The sequence below is a fragment of the Chitinophaga sp. W2I13 genome, from assembly GCF_050434005.1.
GTDB lineage: Bacteria > Bacteroidota > Bacteroidia > Chitinophagales > Chitinophagaceae > Chitinophaga.
On sequence record NZ_JBNPWD010000001.1, the window covers coordinates 3,030,924 to 3,054,942 of the forward strand.

General features: G+C 46.6%; 21 protein-coding genes. 18 read left to right on the plus strand and 3 right to left on the minus strand.

The annotated features are described in order from the left end of the window. Positions 1-199 precede the first annotated feature (199 nt). The 11 genes from QFZ48_RS12465 to QFZ48_RS12515 all read left to right on the plus strand — a co-directional run bounded on the left by QFZ48_RS12465 (position 200) and on the right by QFZ48_RS12515 (position 10,017). Positions 200-961, plus strand: a complete 762-nt coding sequence (locus tag QFZ48_RS12465; RefSeq protein WP_429042581.1) for an isoprenyl transferase — start codon at positions 200-202, stop codon at positions 959-961. Next, a complete protein-coding gene (locus QFZ48_RS12470) occupies positions 942-1,571 on the plus strand; it encodes a POTRA domain-containing protein (RefSeq protein WP_429062475.1) in 630 nt (209 codons plus the stop codon). The genes QFZ48_RS12465 and QFZ48_RS12470 overlap by 20 nt, the downstream gene beginning before the upstream one ends. Then, positions 1,552-3,699, plus strand: a complete 2,148-nt coding sequence (locus tag QFZ48_RS12475; RefSeq protein ID WP_429062478.1) for a BamA/OMP85 family outer membrane protein — start codon at positions 1,552-1,554, stop codon at positions 3,697-3,699. The genes QFZ48_RS12470 and QFZ48_RS12475 overlap by 20 nt, the downstream gene beginning before the upstream one ends. Positions 3,700-3,763: 64 nt before the next feature. Continuing rightward, positions 3,764-4,279, plus strand: coding sequence for an OmpH family outer membrane protein (locus QFZ48_RS12480; RefSeq protein ID WP_079471180.1), 516 nt, complete (start codon positions 3,764-3,766; stop codon positions 4,277-4,279). Positions 4,280-4,336: 57 nt separating this feature from the next. Then, positions 4,337-4,846, plus strand: a complete 510-nt coding sequence (locus QFZ48_RS12485) for an OmpH family outer membrane protein (protein ID WP_429042578.1) — start codon at positions 4,337-4,339, stop codon at positions 4,844-4,846. A 182-nt stretch (positions 4,847-5,028) separates the two neighbouring features. Beyond that, positions 5,029-5,184, plus strand: coding sequence for a 50S ribosomal protein L34 (gene rpmH / locus QFZ48_RS12490; protein WP_012788729.1), 156 nt, complete (start codon positions 5,029-5,031; stop codon positions 5,182-5,184). Between the two features lie 25 nt (positions 5,185-5,209). Continuing rightward, positions 5,210-5,590, plus strand: coding sequence for a ribonuclease P protein component (locus QFZ48_RS12495; RefSeq protein WP_429065494.1), 381 nt, complete (start codon positions 5,210-5,212; stop codon positions 5,588-5,590). A 93-nt stretch (positions 5,591-5,683) separates the two neighbouring features. After that, complete coding sequence (gene yidD, locus QFZ48_RS12500) at positions 5,684-5,914, plus strand: membrane protein insertion efficiency factor YidD (RefSeq protein WP_079471177.1); 231 nt, start codon at positions 5,684-5,686, stop codon at positions 5,912-5,914. Positions 5,915-5,965: 51 nt separating this feature from the next. After that, positions 5,966-7,639 carry a S41 family peptidase gene (locus QFZ48_RS12505; RefSeq protein ID WP_429042572.1) on the plus strand — a complete coding sequence of 558 codons (1,674 nt, stop codon included), beginning with the start codon at positions 5,966-5,968 and terminating at the stop codon, positions 7,637-7,639. A gap of 187 nt (positions 7,640-7,826) precedes the next feature. Continuing rightward, on the plus strand, positions 7,827-9,218 hold the full coding sequence (locus tag QFZ48_RS12510; protein ID WP_429062481.1) for a Gfo/Idh/MocA family protein: 1,392 nt from the start codon (positions 7,827-7,829) through the stop codon (positions 9,216-9,218). Between the two features lie 16 nt (positions 9,219-9,234). Continuing rightward, on the plus strand, positions 9,235-10,017 hold the full coding sequence (locus tag QFZ48_RS12515; RefSeq protein ID WP_429042566.1) for a 3-keto-disaccharide hydrolase: 783 nt from the start codon (positions 9,235-9,237) through the stop codon (positions 10,015-10,017). Positions 10,018-10,099: 82 nt separating this feature from the next. Here the strand turns inward: QFZ48_RS12515 and QFZ48_RS12520 are convergent, their stop codons facing one another. Next, positions 10,100-10,705, minus strand: a complete 606-nt coding sequence (locus QFZ48_RS12520; protein ID WP_370908584.1) for a superoxide dismutase — start codon at positions 10,703-10,705, stop codon at positions 10,100-10,102. Between the two features lie 285 nt (positions 10,706-10,990). On the opposite strand from QFZ48_RS12520, the gene QFZ48_RS12525 reads away from it, so the two are divergent. The 3 genes from QFZ48_RS12525 to QFZ48_RS12535 all read left to right on the plus strand — a co-directional run bounded on the left by QFZ48_RS12525 (position 10,991) and on the right by QFZ48_RS12535 (position 13,047). Continuing rightward, positions 10,991-11,695: a LuxR C-terminal-related transcriptional regulator gene (locus QFZ48_RS12525; RefSeq protein WP_370908583.1), complete on the plus strand. Its 705-nt coding sequence runs from the start codon at positions 10,991-10,993 to the stop codon at positions 11,693-11,695. Positions 11,696-11,815: 120 nt separating this feature from the next. After that, entirely contained in the window at positions 11,816-12,025 is a 210-nt protein-coding gene (locus QFZ48_RS12530; protein WP_370908582.1) for a hypothetical protein, read from the plus strand. Between the two features lie 92 nt (positions 12,026-12,117). Then, positions 12,118-13,047, plus strand: coding sequence for an SPFH domain-containing protein (locus QFZ48_RS12535; protein WP_142684834.1), 930 nt, complete (start codon positions 12,118-12,120; stop codon positions 13,045-13,047). Here QFZ48_RS12535 and QFZ48_RS12540 read toward each other — a convergent pair whose 3' ends face one another. Both QFZ48_RS12540 and ligA read right to left on the minus strand, forming a co-directional pair. Continuing rightward, positions 13,048-13,485: a nucleoside deaminase gene (locus QFZ48_RS12540; protein ID WP_079471170.1), complete on the minus strand. Its 438-nt coding sequence runs from the start codon at positions 13,483-13,485 to the stop codon at positions 13,048-13,050. A 51-nt stretch (positions 13,486-13,536) separates the two neighbouring features. Beyond that, a complete protein-coding gene (ligA, locus tag QFZ48_RS12545; protein ID WP_429042561.1) occupies positions 13,537-15,645 on the minus strand; it encodes an NAD-dependent DNA ligase LigA in 2,109 nt (702 codons plus the stop codon). A 165-nt stretch (positions 15,646-15,810) separates the two neighbouring features. Here ligA and QFZ48_RS12550 point away from each other — a divergent pair, with 165 nt between their 5' ends. From QFZ48_RS12550 to QFZ48_RS12565, 4 genes are all read left to right on the plus strand, one after another. Then, a complete protein-coding gene (locus tag QFZ48_RS12550) occupies positions 15,811-16,530 on the plus strand; it encodes an NUDIX hydrolase (protein ID WP_370908580.1) in 720 nt (239 codons plus the stop codon). Positions 16,531-17,167: 637 nt separating this feature from the next. Then, positions 17,168-20,569 (plus strand): methylmalonyl-CoA mutase family protein, encoded by a 3,402-nt coding sequence (locus tag QFZ48_RS12555; protein ID WP_429062483.1) that lies wholly within the window; start codon positions 17,168-17,170, stop codon positions 20,567-20,569. A gap of 129 nt (positions 20,570-20,698) precedes the next feature. After that, positions 20,699-22,129, plus strand: coding sequence for a glycoside hydrolase family 125 protein (locus QFZ48_RS12560; RefSeq protein WP_370908577.1), 1,431 nt, complete (start codon positions 20,699-20,701; stop codon positions 22,127-22,129). Between the two features lie 102 nt (positions 22,130-22,231). Next, a complete protein-coding gene (locus QFZ48_RS12565; RefSeq protein WP_429062485.1) occupies positions 22,232-24,013 on the plus strand; it encodes a MutS-related protein in 1,782 nt (593 codons plus the stop codon). Positions 24,014-24,019 lie beyond the last annotated feature (6 nt).

Below are 24,019 nucleotides of genomic sequence, written 5' to 3' on the forward strand. Positions count from 1 at the left end.
TGCGGGTGGGCTTTCCGTACCTGCCAACCGCCCCGATAAGCCTCCCAATTTGCTAAAATCCCCACTGGTATTGAATTCGCTGTTAAAACTACGTTAAAACACCTTCTTAGGCTTTGCCAAAAAAGTCATTACTCTATTTTTGTATCTTTGCACCCTTTTAGTAAATCTGTTATAATCTGTTATAATACGCCTGACACAAATGAGCTTGAAGGAAAAATTGGACTTACAACGGTTGCCGCGCCATATAGCCATTATTATGGACGGGAACGGCCGTTGGGCAAAGGAGCGGGGACAAGACAGGCTGTACGGGCACCACGAAGGGGTAGAAAGTGTGCGTAATATAGTGACGACCTGTGCAGAACTGGGAATAGGTTATCTGACCCTATACGCGTTTTCTACTGAAAACTGGGACCGCCCGGTTTATGAAGTTAATGGCATTATGGAACTACTCGTAAACACTATCCGCATGGAAGTGAATACGTTATCGAAAAATAATATCCGGCTGAGCGTAATAGGTGACATGGGAATGTTACCTCCCCAATGCCAGCGGGAAATGGAGGAGGCCATTGCCCTCACCAGCCAAAATACCGGCCTCAATCTCATTATGGCTCTTAGCTACAGTGCAAGGTGGGAAATCGTGAATGCAGCCAGGAAAATAGCCCTGGATGTGAAAAGTGGAGCCCTGGACCCGGTAGCTGTGACGCCAGAGGTATGGGAAAAATATCTCTGTACCGCCGGCCTGCCGGACCCTGAATTAATGATTCGTACCAGTGGAGAATGCAGGATCAGTAACTTCCTACTATATCAACTGGCCTATGCGGAACTGTATTTTACAGATACCCGCTGGCCGGACTTCCGCAATGAACATCTTTACCAAGCCATCTTAAATTACCAAACCAGAGAACGGCGCTTTGGCAAAACAAGCGAACAAATTCAGCAGAATGAAGAAATTATTTCCTAAGGGCCTTCTGGCTATAGCATTATGTTGCAGTGCAGGCATTCGTGTATCCGCTCAGCAAAAAGATACCGTGCCTCCTACGCAGCCCCCTGCTAATCCGCCGGCCGTTTCTCCTATCAACACAGGTATTCCGCAACAGTATGAAATTGCCGATATCACCGTTGCCGGTACCCAATACCTGGATAAATCACTGCTGCTGTCGCTTTCCGGCCTCACTGTGGGCGATAAGGTTACTTATCCCGGCGGTGACCAGTTTACAAAAGCAATCCAGAGTCTCTGGTCACAAAGACTGTTTGCCGACGTAACCATTTATGTAACCAAGATAGAAGATAATAAAATCTGGCTGGAAATAGGATTAACGGAAATGCCCCGCATGTCCTCCTTCGTTTTCAGGGGAATCAAAAAAACAGAAGCAGACGATATTACCACCAAAGCCGGTTTACGTAAAGGAAATGTGATCACACAGGCCCTGAAACAAAACGTAATCGGGGTAGTACATAAATTTTATGCAGATAAAGGATTCGGAAATGCTACCGTTAAAATCGAGGAAAGAGGGGATACCGGCCAGGTAAACTCCAAACACCTGATCTTTAATGTTACCAAAGGGGAGTAAGGTACGTATCCAGGATATCAACATCGTAGGTAATGAAAGTATAGCCGACTCCAAGATCAAGAAGAAGATGAAAGGAACCAAAGAGCGTTCCCGCTTCACGCTTCACCCGGATCTGGAACAGGTGTACGTGGATTCCCTGGCCCAACCGGATGATTTCTGGCAAACCTATGGCTTCCTGCAACCCACCCGCGCATTTGAGAAACTAGACCCTTATTTCCGCTTTAAACTGTTCAGCTCTGCTAAATTCAACGAAAACAAATACTTCGAGGATAAAGGTAAAGTGATCGGGCTCTATAACTCCAAAGGTTATCGTGATGCGGTGATTGTAAGAGATACCACCTATAAAACCCACTCACAGAATCTGAATGTGGATATGCAGATCTCTGAGGGTAAAAAATATTATTTCGGGGATATTACCTGGAAAGGAAATACCCGTTATTCCGACTCCGTACTGACCCGTATTCTCGGTATCAAAAAAGGAGATATCTATAACCTGGAACTGCTGGAAAAAAGAATCGGTAAACAAATGTCACAGGAAGGGGGCGATATCAGCGGCTACTACATGGACTATGGCTACCTCTTCTTCCAGATTGACCCGGTGGAAGTTGGTATCCGCGGCGATACTATCGATTACGAAATCCGTTTACGTGAGGGACCGCAGGCAACCATCAAGGAAGTACGTATAGCCGGTAACGAAAAAACCAATGAACACGTTATCCGCCGTGAACTGCGCACGATCCCGGGTGAAAAATTCAGCCGCCAGGATCTGATCCGTTCTAACCGTGAAATCGCCAACCTCGGCTTCTTCAACCCGGAAAAGATCGGCATGAACCCGGTGCCGAACGTACAGGATGGTACCGTGGATATTGATTATACCGTGGAAGAAAAAGCCAATGACCAGCTGGAACTGTCGGCAGGTTGGGGTGGTTATATCGGTTTAACCGGTACCCTCGGCGTTACCTTCAACAACTTCTCCCTGCGTAATATCTTCAAAAAAGAAACCTGGGATCCATTGCCAAGTGGCGACGGACAGAAATTGTCTGTACGTGTATCTTCCAATGGTAAAGCTTACCGTTCCTATAACTTCTCCTTCACGGAGCCGTGGCTGGGAGGTAAAAAAAGGAACCAGTTTTCTGTAAGTCTTTACAGCAGTTACCAGAACCCATACGCATACAACGATTATTATAAGCTGCCGGGTGATACCACTACTTCTACAAATGGTCACTTTAAAGTGTTGGGAGCCTCTGTATCACTGGGTAAACAGCTGAAATGGCCGGATGACTATTTCACCCTGATCTATTCCGTGAACTATCAGCAGTATAAGCTGAAGAACTACAACTACTTTGGTATTCCCGGATTTGAAAGCGGTACGTCCAATAACGTTAACATCAAGCTGACGTTGTCGCGTTCTTCTGTGGATCAGCAGATCTTCCCGCGCAGTGGTTCCAACTTCATGGTATCTGCGCAGTATACGCCGCCATACTCCCTGTTTAATCCCGACAAGGATTACTCCAAAGAGCCGGCTTCTGAACAGTTTAAATTTATTGAGTACCAGAAATACCGCTTTAACGCAGAATGGTACGTGCCTTTGAGCCGTCCGATGGGTAGCGATAACAAAACATTTGTATTGAAGGTAGCCGCGAAATTTGGTTATATCGGCCGTTACAACAACCGTACAACCCTGTCGCCTTTCGGCAGGTTTGAAATGGGGGGTGATGGTTTGAGTAACTTCGCGATCTACGACCGTGATATCATCTCCCAGAGAGGTTACCCGGTGTATTATACTTCCGATCCGAGCATCAATCCTGAAAACGGTCAGCCTGCCAACTATTCCGGCTTCACCGTATTTAATAAGTACGTGATGGAACTGCGGTATCCGTTCAGTTTGAATCCCAGCTCCACCATCTTTGGTTTGGCGTTCCTGGAAGCAGCTAACGGTTATAAAGACCTGAATGAATACAACCCGTTCAGATTACGCCGTTCTGCCGGTATCGGTATGCGTTTCTACCTGCCGATGTTTGGATTGCTTGGATTTGACTATGGTATCGGGTTTGACCGTCTCCAGCCAGGGGGTGGTTTGAAAGACGCTGCTAAGTTTACATTTATGCTCGGCTTCGAACCAGAATAATGTGGAAAATAATTATATATTGCAAGTTTAACCGTCATTTGGTTTTGCGAAAAATTATTGTAGCATGAAAAAATTATTTATTACAGCCGCCATTGTGCTGGCTATGGGCGGTGCAGCAAGTGCACAGCGCTATTGCGTGATAGATACAAAATATATCCTGGAAAGCATTCCGGAATACAAGGAGTCACAGAAAAAGCTGGATGCAGTTGCAGAGCAATGGCAGAAGGAAATTGACGCTAAGTTCCAGGAAGTGGATAAGATGTATAAGTCTTACCAGGCAGAACAGGTAATGCTCACCGAGGAATTGAAACGTAAGCGGGAAGATGAAATCGTAGCCCGGGAAAAAGAGGCAAAGGATTTGCAGAAGAAGCGTTTCGGTTACGAAGGTGATCTTTTCAAAAAAAGGGAAGAACTGGTAAAGCCCATTCAGGATAAGATCTATAATGCAGTGCAGAAGCTTTCTGCCGGCAGGATGTATGATTTTGTACTGGATAAGGCTGCAGGCGCCACCGTTATATTTTCTGATCCAAAGCTGGATAAAAGCGAAGAAATCCTGAAATCTTTGGGAGTCAAGAAATAAACCCGTACCTATTTTTTAACTATAAGTATTTAAATTTTTTTAAACACAGACAACATCATGAAGAAGTACGTAATTATTGCTTTTGTGGCGGTTACCGGTTTGTTCAGCGTGAATGCAATGGCACAATCCAAAGTAGCGCATATCAATGCACAGGCACTGGTAGCAAGCATGCCAGAAGCTAAAAAGGCAGAAACTGATCTGCAAACTTTTGCACAAGGACTGGAAGGTGATGGTAAAGCACTGGTAGATGAGTATACGAAGAAAATGAAGGAATTCGATGATAAAGCGGCCACTATGACCGACAACATGAAAGAAATCAAAGGCCGTGAAATCCAGGACGCACAGAAACGTATCCAGGACTACCGTGAAGGCGCTGAACAGAAAGTACAGGCTAAACAACAGGAGCTGCTGAAACCCATCTACGATAAAGCCCGTAAGGCAATTGAAGATGTAGCAAAGGAAAAAGGTTACAACTACGTAATCGACAGCTCTGCCGGTATGCTGCTGGTTTCTCCTGCTGCAGACGATATCCTGACTGCTGTAAAGACTAAACTGGGAGTTAAATAGTTAATAAGTTTAATACTTAAAGGTGGAATGTGGTGAAAACTGCATTCCACCTTTACATTTAAGAATTCGTATTTTAATTTTACTTTTCAAATATTTTCTGCTACCTTTGCCTTCCGTTTTAAAAACCACAATCCTTTAACACGGGAGTTTTAGTATAGTACAGGTAAAAACAAAAAAAAGAAATGAAACGTACTTTTCAACCGCATAACAGACGCAGAAAGAGCGTTCACGGCTTCAGAAAGAGAATGGAAACTGCTAATGGCCGTAAGGTATTGGCTTCCCGTAGAGCAAAAGGTCGTAAGAAGCTGACTGTTTCTGACGAGCGTAAGCTGAAATAATTATAGTAGCTAAATACTATTTGCCATAAAAACTTATTCTTTTACAAAGGAAGAAAGGTTAAAAAGCAGAAAACTTATTGAAACGCTTTTTCGTGAAGGAAAAGCGTTTTCTGTTTTTCCCTACCGGGTTGTTTACATGCCGTTGAAAGAACCGGGTAAATACCCCGTGCAGGTAGGCTTTAGCGCCGCTACCCGCCGGTTTCCCCATGCGGTGGACCGTAACCGCATCAAACGCCTGGGCCGGGAGGCCTGGCGTCTGCAAAAGCAGGAACTCTACGACCATCTCCGGTCCGAATCAAGGCAGATCGCCGTTTTCCTCATCTACACCGACAAAAAAATCGCCGGTTTTTCTACCCTGAAAGACAAAATTTCGGTAATTTTAAAGAAGCTGCAAACCAGTATTTAGCACTCAATGGTTAGCTTTTAGCTGATTGCAGCAAACCCGGCATTCAACATGCTGTTAAATGCTCTGCTTATTTTTTACTGCTAAAAGCTGCTTATGAATCGTGTTGTGCGCTGGCTTAGTTTTCCTTTTATCTTCCTGATAAAAATTTATCAATGGTTTATCTCGCCCCTCCTGGGCAGTAAATGCCGTTATACCCCCACCTGCTCACAATACGGGCTGGAAGCATTTAAAAAATATGGCCCTTTCAAAGGTGGCTATCTCACCATAAAGCGTATCTTGTCGTGTCACCCCTGGGGCGGACACGGATATGATCCGGTGCCATAAATAGTCACCACCGGTTGCCAACTAATATCTTTCATCTTATACACTCGTTGCATGCGTGCGTTTTTTAATAAAAGAAGGAAACTGACAGCAGCCCTGCTCCTGGTTATTACTACAGCAGGGATCTTCGCTTTCAATGAAAACGATAAATATTTCCAGATTGCCAAAAACCTGGACATATTCGCCGCTTTCTACCGGGAACTGAATACGTATTACGTAGATGACCTTCCTCCTGAAAAGGTGATGCGAAAAGGCATTGAAGCCATGCTGGAGGAAACCGATCCTTTTACTGATTTCGTTTCCGAAGAAAACCTGGACGATCTTAAATTCATGGCTACCGGCAAATACGGCGGGGTAGGCGCCTCCATCAATACCAGCGGCGAATGGACCGCCATCACCGATGTATATGAAGGCAGCCCGATGGACAGGGCCGGCGTGAAACCAGGCGATATCATCGTGAGCATGGATGGCAAGTCCAGTAAAAATGTAGCCCAGGAAGAAATCAGCAGACAGCTTAAAGGCGCTGCCGGTACCCCGTTGGATATGGTGTTCCGCAACCCGGTAACCGGCGTGGAAACTCCGAAAAAAATCATCCGCGAAGAAATTAATGTAAAAGCGGTGAGCTATGCCGGCATCCTGAAAAATGATATCGGCTATATCAAAATGACCCAGTTCACAGAGAACAGCGGCGCCATGGTACGCACGGCAGTACAACAACTGAAACAAACCAACCCCGCGCTGAAAGGATTGATCCTCGACCTGCGCGGCAACCCCGGCGGATTATTGGATGAAGCCGTTGTAGTTGCCAACATTTTTGTAGATAAAAATAAACTCATCGTCAGCACCAAAGGAAAAGTAAAGAACTGGGACCGCAACTACGAAACATCCGAACAGCCGGTAGACCTGCATCTCCCGTTAACCGTGCTCACCAACCACTCCTCCGCTTCTGCTGCTGAAATAGTGGCCGGCAGCATACAGGATCTCGACCGAGGCCTGGTGATAGGACAACGCTCCTACGGCAAAGGCCTGGTGCAAACCACCCGCCAGCTGCCTTATAATACCAAACTGAAAGTAACCACCGCTAAATATTATACGCCAAGTGGCCGCTGTATCCAGGCCATCGACTACTCCCACCGTAACGACGACGGCAGCGTGGATTATGTACCGGATTCCCTGCGTAAATCATTTACCACCACAGGCGGCCGTGCCGTAAAAGATGGCGGCGGTATTGAACCCGATGCAAAGGTCGATCCCACCTATATCAGCCAGGTGGCCATTACCCTTATCCGTAAACAATTTATTTTCGACTACGCTACCAATTATTACTACAGCCATCCTAAAATAGCCGCTGCAGGCTCTTTTGCACTGTCTGAAAGCGACTTCGAAGATTTTGAGCGCTATCTCGATAACAAAGATTACAGCTACAAAACACGCAGTGAAGAAGCCCTGGATTCTTTCAAAAGCACCGCAAGAAAAGAAAAGTACTATGATGCGATCGCTAAAGAACTGGAAACGCTTGAAACGAAAATGAAGCACGATAAAAAGCAGGATCTGCTGAAAAATAAAACAGAAATAAAACGGTTACTGGAAGAAGAAATCGTGAACCGTTATTATTTGCAGAGAGGCCGTATTATCAGGTCGCTCGAGTGGGATAATGATGTAAATGCCGCCATCGATTTATTACATAGCCCATCAAAATATAAGCAGCTGCTTACCGCAGCGAAGTAACCGCTTTTAGCCCTGGTAATAATGAAGCCTGCAAATAAGCCCCGGTTGTCACCGGAGTTTGTTTGCAGGCTTCATTATTCCTCCTTTTCCAATTCTCATATAAATTATGAATTCCGGTAGAATAATTATATTTTGAGAGTCCAGTGAATAATAAACTTATATCATTTCTCAATCTAAAAGGGTTATCATGCCAGTAAATTCCAATGAAGACTCTCGCCGGAGTTTCATCAGTAAATTTGCCAAAGGAGTAGTAGGAGCATCGCTGCTGCCAAGTATCCTGACCGCAGCTGATAAGCAAAGAAACATTCAGTCACTTTCCCGCCTGAAAGAAAAATACAGTGCAAACGACCAGATACAGATAGCGCTGATAGGCGCGGGTGGTATGGGAACAGCAGATGCCAATACGGCAATCACCGTGCCCGGTGTAAAGCTGATAGCCGCCTGTGATTTGTATGATGGCCGTTTGGCAGATGCAAAAAACAAATGGGGGAATGATATTTACACTACCCGCAGTTACCAGGAAATCCTGGAGAGAAAAGACATTGATGCCGTGATCATCGCTGTGCCGGATTTCTGGCATAAAGATATTTCCGTGGCAGCCATGAATAAAGGCAAATCCGTGTATTGCGAAAAACCAATGGTACATGATATCAGCGAAGGACCCGCAGTAGTGGAAGCCCAGCAACGCAACGGAAAAGTAGTATACCAGGTAGGTAGCCAGGGTATGAGTTCCCTGGGTAATGAAAAAGCCAGGCAGCTCCTGAAAGATGGCGCTATCGGTAAACTTAATTATGCCGAAGGCTTCTGGGCACGTATGTCGCCCACCGGCGCATGGCAATACCCTATTCCTGCGGATGCCTCCACTAAAACAGTTGATTGGACCACTTACCTCAAAAACGCGCCCAAGCGCGATTTTGACCCATTGCGTTTCTTCCGCTGGCGTAATTATAAAGATTATGGCACCGGCGTTTCCGGCGACCTGTTCGTTCACCTGTTTTCCAGTCTGCACCTGGTAACCGGTTCACTCGGTCCCAATAAAGTAATGGCCACCGGCGGATTACGTTACTGGAAAGATGGCAGGGAAGTACCCGATATTATGCTGGGCATGTTTGATTATCCTGAAACCGAAATACACCCTGCGTTTAACCTGTCGCTCCGCGTGAACTTCGTGGATGGTACCGGTGGCACCAACTACCTGCGCATGGTGGGCAGTGAGGGCTCTATGACCGTAGAATGGGATAAGGTAACGCTGTTCCGCAATAATGTACAGGTAGATGAAAACGATCCGCTGGCTGCTGCCAATGCTGCTGCATCCAATAACGGAAAATCGTATGCCTATCACCGTGCGAACATGCTGGATCCTGAAAAGATGATCTATGAGGCAGAGAAAGGATACAAAGGAGCGCACTTCGATCACTTCTACAACCTGTTTAACGCCATGCGTACCAACGGTAAAGTAGCGGAAGATCCTACATTCGGTTTCCGTGCAGCGGCGCCGGCGCTGTTGTGCAACGAAAGCTATTTCGATAATAAGATCATCCACTGGGATCCTAAGAATCTGAAAGTAGTGAACAAGTAATTAAACACGTGTACATATGAAGCACCTTTTGGTTCCTGCGTTGTCCGTGATAACTATTGTGGTGGCGTCTTGCGGAGGTAATACGGTAAATAACGAGAACAAGAATGCCATTGCGGTGGCGGATTCTCTTGTAAGCACTGCGCTTGCAGATTCTACGGGAGCTGTGTTAAGTGAAGCGGAAAAGGCAGCAGGCTGGCAACTGTTATTTAACGGCCATACAATGGAGGGCTGGCGGACTTACAAAAATAAACCGGCCGACTCCTGGGTAGCGGAGAAAGGGATCCTGCATTGCCTGGGTAATAAAACAGACAAGTCTGATAAACGGGGGAACCTGATCACAGATAAGCAGTTTGAGAATTTTGAGCTGACGGCCGACTGGAAGCTGTCGCCGCAAGGCAACAGCGGCATCATGTATATGGTATCGGAAGAATTTGAAACGCCTCAGTTGAGTGGGCCGGAATACCAGATCATTGATGATAAAAATTTCCCGGAGAAGCTGGAGCCCTGGCAGAAAACAGGCGCCAATTATGCCATGAATCCTCCTTTGGCAGATGCTGCGAATCCCATCGGCGAATGGAACACTACCAAGATCATTGTAAACAAGGGTCATGTAGAGCATTGGCTGAATGGAAAGAAAACGGCCGATTACGAACTGTGGACGCCTGAATGGAAGAAGCACAAGGAGGACGGCAAATGGAAGGATGCCAAAGGCTACGGGATGTCTAAAAAAGGCCATATTGCATTGCAGGACCATGGCAGTGAAATATGGTTCAAAAATTTAAAGATCAGAGAACTATAAACAATTGGTCAAGCATATAAAAAATCCCGTCAAGGTTTACCTGACGGGATTTTTTTATGCAGTTCCATGAACTGGTGATAGCTTATACAGCTGCTTCGTAGCGTTTGCTGATGGCGTTCCAGTCTACCACATTCCAGAATGCTTTCAGGTATTCCGGACGGCGGTTCTGGTATTTCAGGTAGTAAGCATGTTCCCATACGTCTACACCGAGGATAGGTGTGCCTTTTACTTCAGCAACATCCATCAGTGGATTGTCCTGGTTAGGCGTGGAAGAAACTTCCAGTTTACCATCTTTTACGGTTAACCATGCCCAACCGGAGCCGAAGCGGGTAGCGCCGGCGGTGTTGAATTTTTCCTGGAAGGCTTCAAAAGAACCAAAAGTGCTGTTGATAGCATCTGCCAGTTTACCGGTTGGAGCGCCGCCGGCATTTGGTGCCAGGCTGGTCCAGAAGAAACTGTGATTCCAGTGACCACCGCCATTGTTTCTTACAGCCGGGCTGATTTTACCGGCATTAGCTACCAGTTCTTCCAGCGATTTGTTCTCGTTTTCTGTGCCTGCTACCGCTTTGTTCAGATTGTCTACATAAGCCTGGTGGTGCTTACCATGATGAATTTCCATTGTCAGTTTATCGAAATTCGGCTCTAACGCGTCTGGTGCGTAGGGTAAGCTCGGAAGTGTAAATGCCATAACTCAAAGTTTTATGGGTTTTAAAATATGATTTCTTGATAGTCGCCAAATTTACTGCCAATCCGTTAAAATTTAGACATTTAATTATTAAGTTAATGAGATAACCGGTTTAGTGATCAACGGGCAACCTTGTTAATTAGGTGAAATCAATCAACGCCAGGGCTTGGTCATATGGAAAATTATTTTATATTTACGGATACTCGGTTTAACAGAACATAACGTCAGGCATATTTTTTCAGCTGCGCCTGGCAGTTGGTTACCTATTGTTTGTTTAAAACTTATAGTATGCAGACAGGCTCGGACTCGGGGCTACATTTTTCCCTCAATGCCTTACAGAAGGAAAATGAGCATTTAAAAAATCGTATCCATTGGTTGGAGAGCGTTTTACATCATGTACCCGCCATGATTTACAGTTACGATAACAATAATAAATCTGTGACGTGGTGCAACGACCGTCTCGCAGAAACCGTTGGTTTTTCTGCTGATGAGATGACGGGTATGGGCATTGAATTTTTCCGGCACATCATGCATCCTGACGACTTTAAGCTGGCTGCGGTAGCGCAGCAATCGTTTATTAATAACAAGGCACAATTTGGCGGATTGGCCCGCATCCGTAAAAAAGGAGAAATTGATTACCGGTGGTTGCTTGGGCTGGAAGTGCCGTTTACGCACGATAAAAACGGAAGGGTGGTGGAAATTATCTGTGCCTTCCTGGATCTTACCAATGCTGTTGATACCAATGCCCAACTGTCTGAAGCGCTGGCTGCTATTATGCGCCGGCAAAATGAAACCCTTTTCAACAAACTGACCCCGCGGGAGAAAGATGTGTTGGGGATGGCCGTAAAAGGACTGAACAACAAGGAAATAGCCCAATCGTTGAACCTTAGCCGTTATACAGTGGAAACCCACCGGAAAAATATCCGGCTGAAACTGAAAGTACGTAACACCTCAGAATTGGTGGCCATTGCCCGTAAGATAGGATTTGAATAAAAATACCCAACATTGGGTATTTGCTCGTTTTTCAAACTCGACTAATTTAGTGGATTAAATATTACGTGTGTTTTTTAAACATCCGGGATGATTACTATCTGAAACACCCCTATAACTACTATGATAACCGAGGAAAGAGCATTTGACATCTTACAACTGGAGGAATCTGCCACTGCAGAAGAAATTGTTGCCCGCTACGAAATCCTTAAAGATCAATACAGAAGGATAAAAGATGAAACCGAGGACCTGAGAACACGGTTGGCGTACCAGTTGAAACAAATAGAGCTGGACGACGTATTTATATATTTCAGAAGAAAACAAAGAATATAGAGACTGCGACTAATCGCAGTTTTCGTCCACATCTGCCGTTGGCTTTAATTCATTATATTTACCAGCCTAAACCCTACCTAAACAATCATTCTATGAATGTTATCTTGATCGTTTTGATAGTACTGGCTTTAGTCGTCATACTATCATCGTTTGTAACGGTGCAGCAGGGAAACATTGCTGTTACCACTATATTCGGGAAATACAACCGGGTACTTTTTCCCGGGCTGAACTGGAAAATACCCATCATTGAAAAGGTATTTAAAAGGGTATCCATCCAGAACAGGTCTGTGGAACTGGAATTCCAGGCTATTACCATTGACCAGGCGAATGTGTACTTTAAAGCCATGCTGCTGTATGCCGTATGGAACCAGGAAGAAGAAACGCTTAAGAACGTAGCGTTCAAATTTATGGATGAAAGAAGCTTCATGCAGGCGCTGGTACGCACCATTGAAGGCTCTATCCGTGGATTTGTAGCTACTAAAAGACAGGCGGAGGTATTAGGTCTGCGTAAAGATATTACGGAACACGTAAAAGAACAGATCGACAAAACCCTGGAAGAATGGGGTTTCCACCTGTTGGATCTGCAGATGAATGATATCACTTTTGATGAAGTGATCATGAAGTCTATGGCGCAGGTAGTGGCTTCCAATAACCTGAAAGCGGCTGCTGAAAATGAAGGTCAGGCATTACTGATCACTAAAACCAAAGCGGCGGAAGCAGATGGTAATGCTATTAAAATTGCAGCAGAAGCTGAGCGCCAGGCTGCCCAGCTGCGTGGTATGGGTGTAGCCCTGTTCCGTGAAGAAGTAGCCAAGGGTATGAGTATGGCCGCCAAAGAAATGCAGCAGGCCAACCTGGATACCTCCGTGATCCTCTTCTCCATGTGGACCGAAGCCATTAAGCACTTTGCTGAAAACTCAAAAGGAAACGTCATCTTCCTGGATGGTTCTTCCGAAGGGATGGATCATACCATGAAACAAATGATGGGTATGAATAAGCTGATGGATTCCACCAAAAAATAATTATCTCCTTTGTTCAAAGAAGGTTTTCATCAGCTGTAAACTTTCTTCGCTGCACGGACCGGCCTCCAGTTTTGTTTTGGGATGAAACGGGGACCGGTCACCGGTGGCTCTCCGGTAGCTGTTCTTGTCATCTGCCGCTGCATAAACAATCCTGCCTATCTTACTCCAATACAGTGCTCCCGCACACATCAGGCAAGGTTCTACGGTTACATATAAAGTAGCTTCCATCAGGTACTTACTGCCGAGCGTATTGAACGCAGCTGTTAACGCAATCATTTCTGCGTGCGCGGTACAGTCGTTCAATCTTTCTACATGATTATAGCCACGGCCAATAATGCGGTTGTTTAATACCACTACGGCGCCAATAGGCACTTCTCCGTCTTCAAAGGCTTTGCGTGCTTCCTGCATCGCCTGCCGCATAAAATGTTCGTCTGTCATAACCGCTGTTGGTATTCAGCCTTTAATTGCAAAGCAACCAAAGGCTGATAATTATTTGTTGATCATTGCCAGGAACTCATCTTCCGACAGGATCTTAATCGTATTAATTTTCTTGGCCTTTTCCAGTTTACTGCCGGCATCATCGCCTACTACCAGGTAGTTGAGTTTGCTGCTCACGCCGCTCACTATTTTACCGCCTTCCTGTTCTACCATTTCCTCTGCCTCGGTGCGTTTCAGCTTATGAAGGGTGCCGGTAAACAAAAACGTTTGTCCGTTGAGGTGACCCGGCGCATGCGCTTCCTTTTTCGTATTGGTCATGCTGATACCCAACGCTGCCAGCCTGTTCAGCATTTCGATGTTATCATTGTTGGCGAAGAACAACCGGATGGAGCCCGCTACTTTAGGTCCTATATCTTCCAGCGCCAGGATCTGTTCTTCTGTCCAGTTTTGGAGGTCCATGATATGGTTCACTGCATTGGCCAGTGTTTTAGCGGTTGTTTCTCCAACGTACCGGATGCCGAGCCCGAATATCAGGCGGTGCAGCGGCTGTGTTTTGGATTGCTCAATAGCGGATTGGAGGTTGGTCAGTGACTTTTTACCAAAGCCTTCCAGCGCGCCTATCTTCTCAAAATCCAATTCATAAATACCGGGTATATCTTTCAGGAGTCCTAATAAAAAGAATTTGCGCACATTACTTTCGCCGAAGCTTTTAATATCCATGGCGTCTTTGCTCACAAAGTGGATCATTCTTTCTACCACCTGTGCTTCGCAGTTGATATTGGTGCAGCGCCAAACGGCTTCCCCTTCCGGCTTTACGAGTTTATCATGACATACGGGGCAGCGGGTAGGGAAAATGATTTCCTGTTCGCTGCCGTCGCGCAGGTCGGCTACGGACTTCACGATGTAAGGAATTACGTCTCCGGCTCTTTCTACCAGCACGGTATCCCCGAGTTTGAGATCTTTCTCTTTAATTACTTCCTCATTGAAAAGGGAAATAGATCCAACGGTTACCCCACCAATGGGTACGGGGTCAATTTTTGCCACGGGAGTAACAGAGCCGGTACGGCCTACCTGGAACTCCACGCTGCGGAGCTTACTGGTGGCCTGCCGTGCTTTAAATTTATAGGCGATGGCCCAACGCGGGTGATGGGTGGTCATACCCAGCCTGTCCTGCAGGTCATAGTCATTTACTTTGATCACCATGCCATCTATTTCATAAGGCAGGTTATCCCGTTCGGTTTCAAATTTTAATACGTAGTCGATAACACCTTGTATGCCTTTTATCACTTTCTTTTCTTTGGCAGGACTGCGGAAACCGAGTGTGGATAACAGCTCCAGTGTGCCGCTATGTGTTTTGAGCGCATCCGGTTCTGTTGTCCCGGTATTCATGTTATGATAGCTCATGTGATACAGGAAGGCTTCCAGTCCGCGTTTGGCCACTTCATTGGGATCTACCATCCGCAGTGAGCCGGAGGCCGCATTGCGCGGGTTGGCCAGCGGGGGGAGGTTGTCAGCAATACGTTTATCGTTAAAGGCTTTGAAAGTGTTTTTATTAATGAGTACTTCCCCGCGTATTTCTATCTGGTGAATGCCATATTTTGAGAAGGAGGCAGACAACGGGATGGAGCGGATCTGTTTGATATTGGTGGTGATGTCTTCTCCTGCTACGCCATCGCCGCGGGTGGCGCCACGTGTCAGCCGGTCGTCTTCATAAATGAGTGAAATACTGGCGCCATCGAACTTGGGTTCAACGCAATATTCAATTTCGGTAAGGCGGGCGCTTTCACGAGCTTTACGGTCCCAGTCCAGCAGGTCGTCTGCATTGTAGGAGTTTTCGAGGCTGAGCATGGGTACCAGGTGAGGTACCGTAATGAATTCTTTGGTGAGGCCTTGTGCTACCCGCTGGGTGGGGGAGTCTGATGTAACGAGGTCAGGATTTTCCAGTTCGAGTTTTTTCAGCCAGGCGTACAACTGGTCGTATTCATAGTCGCTGATCACGGGTTCACTTTCCACGTAGTAACGCCAGTCGTTATAACTGATTACACGGCGAAGGGCATCCAGGGTTTCATCAATGGATTGCAGCAGTTGTTCCTGCTTTAAATGGCTGAGCAGTTGTTTGGCCAGCTGCGTCAGGGTTATTTCTATCTCCTTTGTGTACATAATTGATATAACTGAGCCGTAAATTTAAACTTATCTTTCAGGTTAGAGATATCTGTTGAAAAAAATCCGGGCACTTTTGTTTTAAATGTGATATTTTTTTCTTTCATTTGGATATAGTTCCGCGTGTTATTGATAAACTGAGTTTTACTGTAATTCCACGTCTTTATGATGTCTATGTACACCAAGAACATCAACACGCACCTTGTTGAAATAAAGGATTATTTCAAGGTAGCCATTTCTGTCGACTGCGTCATTTTCGGGTTCAACAACGACGAGTTGAAAGTACTGTTGATAGAATCGGATCTCAAAGAGTTTAAGGGTAAGTGGTCGTTGCTGGGCGACATTGTACGGCCGGAGGAAGAGCTGGATGAAGCAGCTTACCGGGTGCTTAAGGCGCGCACCGGGCTGGATAACGTATACATGGAGCAGGTACAAACCTTTGGGGCGGTGGAGCGTCATCCTGCAGGCAGGGTGATTACTGTCGCCTACTATTCACTGGTGAATATTGAGCATGTGGAATTGAAGATGAGTAATAACGAATTGCACTGGCACAGTGTAAAGGAACTGCGTGAAATGGCCTTTGATCATAAGCAGATCCTGGATACCTGCCATGAGCGGCTGAAGCAGCAGGTGCTGGTGCAGCCTATCGGCTTTAACCTGTTGCCCCGCAAGTTTTCCCTCCGCGAATTGCAGAACCTGTACGAGGCGATCCTGGATATGGAACTGGACCGCCGTAATTTCAGAAAGAAATTTTTGTCGATGGACTTACTGATGGATTTGAATGAAGAAGAGGAAGATGTGCCTCATCGTCCGGCAAAGCTCTATAAATTCAATTTCGACAAATATGACCAAAGAAAGAAGCGCTATCTAGGAATAGGCTTCTAATGATGACGATCTGGTATTTTTTTCTCCTTCACTTTTGCATTCTCTTGTATTCCTGTTAATTTGAATGAGGTTGAAATCCTTTGTCACGAAGGATTTGCGATGGCCTGTGTCTGTCAAAAAACAGCCAGGTTAATTTTCTATCTAAATAGAAAAAAAAGTTGGTTTTTAACAAAACTTTAAGTAAGATTGTGTAAGATATACACATCTTAGAAGCAAACAATAATCGTTATAAAACCAAAATTTAACTTGTTCGCCAAAAGCAATTTTTCGTTTGTTTATTTCCGTATGTAGAAGTTCCATTTAATAAGTTTGAAAAGCTATAAATCATTTATCATTAGTTTGATTTTATAGTTCCACGTTATGAAACAGAAGACCGCTAAGCATTAATGCCTTGTGTCTTACTTTATGCTTTCCCTTGTACAGGTAATGTACAGGGGAAAGTTGTTTTAGGGAAATACTAACCCGATCGGGGATCGGTTAAATATTTTGCAATAAGATCCGGTAGCTGTTCAATCAATTCTAATTCTGGGTAAAACCCGCGCTATACCGGCAGTTCAGCTGCTTTTTCCGTAACTTGCATTCTTCGTGGATTTCATGCAGGAAGCATGAAACCCTGGTCAAAAATCCGGTAATTGATATGTCTTATACACCACAACATAAGGTTCGCATTGTAACAGCGGCAGCTTTATTCGACGGGCATGATGCGGCCATTAATATTATGCGGCGCATTATGCAGGCAAAGGGAGCCGAGGTAATTCACCTGGGGCATAACCGTTCTGCAGCTGAAATTGTAGACTGTGCCATCCAGGAAGACGCGCAGGGAATCGCCGTCACCTCCTACCAGGGAGGCCACGTGGAATTTTTTAAATACATGTACGACCTGCTCCAGGAAAAAGGTTGCGGCCATATCAAAATCTTTGGCGGCGGCGGTGGTACCATTCTCCCGGTAGAAATAGCCGAACTGCATGCCTATGGCATTGCACGCCTTTATTCACCGGACGATGGCCGGCAAATGGGATTGGAAGGTATGATTGAGGATCTGATCAGTCAGTGCGATTTCGCTATCAAGCCATTAACTGCCGGCGCCGGTGTGGAAGATATCCCGCAGCTGCAGGCAGATAAAAATCCTAAGATCATCGCCAGGGCCATCAGCCTGGCAGAAAACGATATGCCGGTAGCTATGCTCACCGGGCAAAAAACAAGAACCGCTGTTACTGTAGATGAAACTGCCGGCACACACATTACCCACACAGCGGCAGATCCGGAAAAATCTCCTGTACTCGGTATCACCGGAACAGGTGGCGCCGGGAAAAGTAGCGTAACAGATGAACTGGTGCGCCGCTACCTGAATCACACTACCGATAAAACGGTGGCTGTAATTTCCGTAGACCCTTCCAAGAAGAAGACCGGCGGCGCATTGCTGGGCGACAGGATCCGGATGAATGCCATCCACCATCCGCGTGCCTATATGCGCTCACTGGCAACCCGTGAAAGCGATAAAGCCATCAGCGAACATATCCAGGAAGCCATCGATATCTGCAAACTGGCCGCCTACGATTTTATTATCCTCGAAACATCCGGTATTGGCCAGAGCGATACGGCTATCACCGATTACTGCGATGTATCGCTGTATGTGATGACACCAGAGTACGGCGCCGCTTCCCAGCTGGAGAAGATCAACATGCTGGACTATGCCGACGTGATTGCCATCAACAAATTTGATAAAGCCGGCGCACTGGATGCCCTGCACGATGTGCGTAAACAATATAAGCGTAACCATAACCTCTGGAACGCCAAGGAAGAAGAATTGCCGGTAGTAGGCTCTATTGCTTCCCAGTTCAACGACGCAGGCATCAACCTGCTGTTTGAAAAAGTAATGGAAAAAGTGGAAGAGAAAACCGGGGCCAGCTTTGGCCCTATGGCGCATGAAAGCATTAAATCCACTTCTACCAAATCACAGATCATCCCCCCGGCCAGGGTACGCTACCTGGCAGAGATTTCAGAAGCCATCGGCGATTACAGCAAATGGGTGGATGAACAATGTACACTCGCTACACAACTATACCAGGTACAAGGCGTGATGGCGCTGCAGCCGGCATCAGCCGCTGCACTGGCCGACATTAAAGCCCACCTGGAAAAATCATTACATCCCGGGTGTAAAAAACTCGTGGAGGAATGGCCTGCGCTGGTAGAGAAATATACCGCCGATTTTTACGAATTCCAGGTAAGGGACAAAGTAATCAAACTGCCGCTGTACAGCGAAAGCCTCAGCCACAGCCGTATTCCGAAGGTGTCGCTGCCTAAATATAAAGACTGGGGCGATATTCTCCGCTGGCAGCTCACAGAAAACCTGCCTGGTGAATTTCCATACGCAGCGGGTGTGTTCCCGCTGAAACGCGAAGGAGAGGATCCTACGCGCATGTTTGCCGGGGAAGGCGGTCCGGAAAGGACGAATAAACGATTCCATTACGTATCACTCGACCAGCCGGCAAAGCGGCTGTCTACTGCATTCGACAGCGTTACCCTTTACGGTGAAGATCCGGCAATACGCCCCGATATTTATGGTAAAGTGGGTAACTCCGGTGTGAGCATTGCCACAGTAGACGACGCTAAAAAATTATACAGCGGTTTCGATCTCTGCGATCCGAAAACGTCGGTATCCATGACCATCAACGGCCCGGCACCCATACTGCTGGCGTTTTTCATGAATGCCGCCATTGATCAGCAATGTGAAAAATATATCAAGGAGCAGGGGCTTACAGAAAAAGTAAAGGCCCTCATTAAAACTAAATTCAAAGATCATCCGCTGCCGCATTACAGCGGCGACCTGCCCGCCGGTAACGATGGTTTGGGTTTGCAGCTGTTGGGAATTTCGGGAGAAGAGGTACTGGATAAAGACGTGTATGAAAAGATCAGGGCACATGCCCTCAGCACTGTTCGTGGCACCGTGCAGGCGGATATCCTGAAGGAAGACCAGGCACAAAACACCTGTATCTTCTCTACAGAATTTGCATTAAAACTGATGGGCGATGTACAGGAATATTTTATTACCCAAAAGGTACGCAACTTCTATTCCGTCAGCATTTCCGGCTACCACATTGCAGAAGCCGGCGCCAATCCTATCACCCAGCTGGCGTTTACCCTGGCAAACGGTTTTACCTATGTGGAGTATTACCTGAGCCGCGGCATGAACATCGATGACTTCGCGCCTAATCTGTCGTTCTTCTTCAGCAATGGGATGGACCCCGAGTATGCGGTGATTGGCCGTGTGGCCCGCCGTATCTGGGCTAAGGCTATCAAGTATAAATACAAAGGAAACGACCGCTCCCAGAAACTGAAGTATCACATTCAAACTTCCGGTCGCAGTTTACACGCGCAGGAAATTGATTTTAACGATATCCGTACCACCTTGCAGGCGCTGTACGCGATTTACGATAACTGTAATTCCCTGCATACCAACGCCTATGATGAAGCCATCACCACACCTACAGAAGAAAGTGTGAGAAGGGCAATGGCTATACAGCTCATCATTAACCGTGAACTAGGTACTGCTAAAAACGAAAACCCCGTACAGGGAGCATTTTTTATTGAGGAACTCACCGATCTGGTGGAAGAAGCCGTGCTAACGGAATTCAACCGCATCACCGAACGTGGCGGCGTATTAGGCGCCATGGAAAGAATGTACCAGCGCAACAAAATACAGGAAGAAAGCCTGTACTATGAATCGCTGAAGCATACCGGCGAATTCCCGATCGTCGGCGTAAATACCTTCCTGAATAAAAACGGCTCCCCTACCATTATTCCGGCAGAAGTGATCCGCTCTACTACAGAAGAAAAGGAATTCCAGATCCATACCCTCGAAGCTTTCCAGCAAAGGCACCAGCATAAGAGCGCTGCTGCACTTAAGCAATTGCAGCAGGTAGCGGTCAGCAATGGCAACCTCTTTGCAGAGCTGATGGAAACAGTGAAGCATTGCTCATTGGGGCAAATCACGCATGCACTGTATGAAGTAGGAGGGCAGTACAGAAGAAATATGTAATACGGATGCCGGCGCCGGGAAGAGCGCTTTTTTGAGTTGCCGGCTGCCGAAGATGAGGACGATTGATAAATCGATTAAGCAAATCCGCAAAACTTTTCTATTTTAGGGTTTCCTAAATTCAAAAACGTTATGGTTGCAAGGAGAGATTTTCTTAAGAACGGCGCCCTGGTAGCAGGCGTTGTTGGGCTTGGATTGCCCAAAACCGTATTTGGCTGGAATGGGTATACCTCCCAACGTCCGCCCCTGGCAAAGCGGAAATTCACCAGCGAAGCGGTGGAAAAGACAATTATCAAGGTAAAGTCCCAGATTGCGGATACCAAATTGGGATGGCTGTTCGAAAACTGTTTCCCTAACACGCTCGATACAACGGTTAACTTTAAGAAAGAAAACGGCCGGCCCGATACTTTCGTGATCACCGGTGATATCAACGCCATGTGGCTGCGCGACTCTTCTGCCCAGGTATGGCCTTACCTGCCACTGGTAAAGGATGATGCGAAACTGAAAGAAATGGTGGTGGGCGTTATCAACCGTCAAACGAAATGTATCCTCATTGATCCGTATGCCAACGCCTTTAATGAAGGCCCTACCGGCAGCGAATGGGATAAAGATCTGACCACCATGAAGCCGGAGCTGCATGAACGCAAATGGGAGATTGATTCCCTGTGTTACCCGGTGCGATTGTCTTATAATTACTGGAAAATCAGCGGGGATAATACCCCCTTCGATGATAAATACAAACAGGCGGCGCAGCTCATCGTGAAAACATTTAAGGAGCAGCAGCGTAAAGACGGCCACGGTCCTTACAAATTTCAGCGTAATTCACCTGTACAATCAGATACTGTTGCCAACGGAGGCTGGGGGAATCCTATTTCTCCGGTGGGACTGATCGTTTCTATATTCCGTCCTTCAGACGATGCTACAGTATTTCCTTTCCTGATTCCGTCCAACATGTTTGCCGTGGTATCCCTGCGTCAGCTGGCGGAAATCAGTGAAACAATATATAAAGATGCGGCCTTTGCGCACGAATGTACGGCGCTGGCTGATGAGGTAGACCGTGCTATTAAGGCGCATGCCATTGTGGAGCATCCTAAGTTAGGTATGATGTATGGTTTTGAGGTAGATGGTTTCGGAAACCGTTTATTCCTCGATGATACCAATGTGCCCAGTCTCCTGTCTATTCCTTACCTGGGATATACCGGCATTGACGATCCGTTGTACCAGGCATCCCGGCACTTTGTATGGAGTAATTTCCAGCCCTGGTTTTACAGGGGTAAATATGGCGATGGGGTAGGCAGCCCGCATACCGGCAACGACTATATCTGGCCAATGAGTATTATCATGCGGGCGTTGACCAGTCATGATAAGGAGGAAATAGCTTCCTGTATTAAAACCTTGCGCAATACCGACGGTGAAACCGGCTTTATTCATGAATCTTATCACAAGGATGATCCCTCTAAATTTACCCGTCCGTGGTTTGCCTGGGTGAATACACTCTTTGGTGAACTGATCCTGAAGGTAAGCCAGGAGTATCCTGATCTGCTGAAGAGACAATACGCATAAATAATCCAGTTATTTCTACCAGGGATTTTGTGGTTTATGTTCAATATATTGCGAACATACATCATGAAATCCCTGATTTTTTTAGTTATTAATACCAGATAAATGACGCCAGCAGATATTTACCAGCAAAGGATTCACCAGTTCCGGGAAGCGATAAAAAAAGAGAAGCGATCAACCGCCAGCCTTTCATGGGCCCGGCTGGCCAGTTTCCTGGTGATGGTAGCCGGCATCGTGTTTTTTATCCGGAGCGGCTGGGAAGCGCCATGGCTGCTGGTAACAGCTGCCGGTATGCTTGCGTTTATAGTGTTGCTGATATGGTATTCCAAAGCGCAGCAGAAGCTGCAGCTTTTTAAATCCCTGCTGGAGTTGAATGAGAAGGAGTGGCAGTTGGTCACTACCGGGCAATCGGCTTTTGACGACGGGAATGAGTTCGTGGACGACAGCCATGATTTCAGCAGCGACCTCGATGTTTTTGGGCCATCTTCTGTTTTTCAGCATATTAACCGCACGGGTACATTGTCCGGCAGACGCCAGCTGGCGGCTGCGCTGCGTGACCCGCTTGAAGATGCCCCGGCTATTCTGGCCACACAGGAGGCTTTGCAGGTACTTACACCGGAACTGGAGTTCCGGCAGCTGCTTACTGCCAATGCCATGCTGGCGAAAGAAGAGGAAAGCGATCGTCGCGAGATCCGCGCATGGCTGGAAATGCCTTTCCACTTTCTGCACAACAAATTTATAAATGTGGTTATCTGGCTGAGTCCTTTGCTGGTAACCGGCTCCATTGTGTATTATGCTATCACCGGGAAATATTACCTGTTGTTGATACTGATCATGTTAAACTGGTTGCTGCTGGGCGCTAGTCAGAAAAAGATCATGACGCAATATGTATTGATTTCGCATAAGGAAAGGATACTGGATAAGTTTTCTGTCTTATTACATCTTATAAAAAACGGCAGTTTCAGGAAATCCGCTTTACTGCAGCAACAGCAGGATAAGGCGAAAGAGGCCGATGTAGCATTGCGGCAGCTATCCAAAATATGTAATGCCTTTGATCAGCGGCTGAACCTTTTGGTTGCGCTGGGGCTTAACTCCCTGATGCTGTACGACCTCCATTGCATCCTGCGTTTGGAACGGTGGAAGAAACAGCATAAGCAGCACATTACCGGGTGGTTTGATGTGATTACCCAGCTGGAAGTGTGGAACAGCCTGGCTACCTACGCCTTTAATCATCCGGAGTTTTCGTGGCCGGCGCCGCAGGCGGAAGGTCGTGTCCTGGAGGCTACGGCACTGGGGCATCCGTTGATCCCGGCCAATGAATGCGTAAAGAATGACGGCGCCACTGGCCGTAAAGATCATTTCCTGATCATTACCGGGTCCAATATGTCCGGTAAAAGTACCTTCCTGCGGAGCGTAGGCTCCAACCTGTTGCTGGCTATGTGCGGCGCTCCAGTGTGTGCGGACCGTTTTGTATTCAGCCCTATGCGTATTATGACTTCCATGCGAATCAAGGATTCGATTGCCAGTCATACTTCCTATTTCCAGGCAGAGTTGCTGCGGTTACAGCATATTATCCATCACCTGAAAACCGGTGCGCGGGTTTTTATTTTGTTAGATGAAATTCTCAAAGGCACCAATTCTGAAGATAAATTATCGGGCTCGCGCAGCCTGATTGAGCATTTCCTGCAATATAACTGCCTGGGCATGATTGCTACGCACGACCTGGAACTGGGGCAGCTGGAATCGGCTTATCCGCACCAGATCAGGAATTATTGTTTTGAAAGCACTATACAGGACAACCGTTTGTTTTTCGACTACCGCATCCGGGAGGGTATTGCAAGGAATAAAAATGCCACTTTCCTGATGAAGCAAATGGAAATTATTTAAATCCTA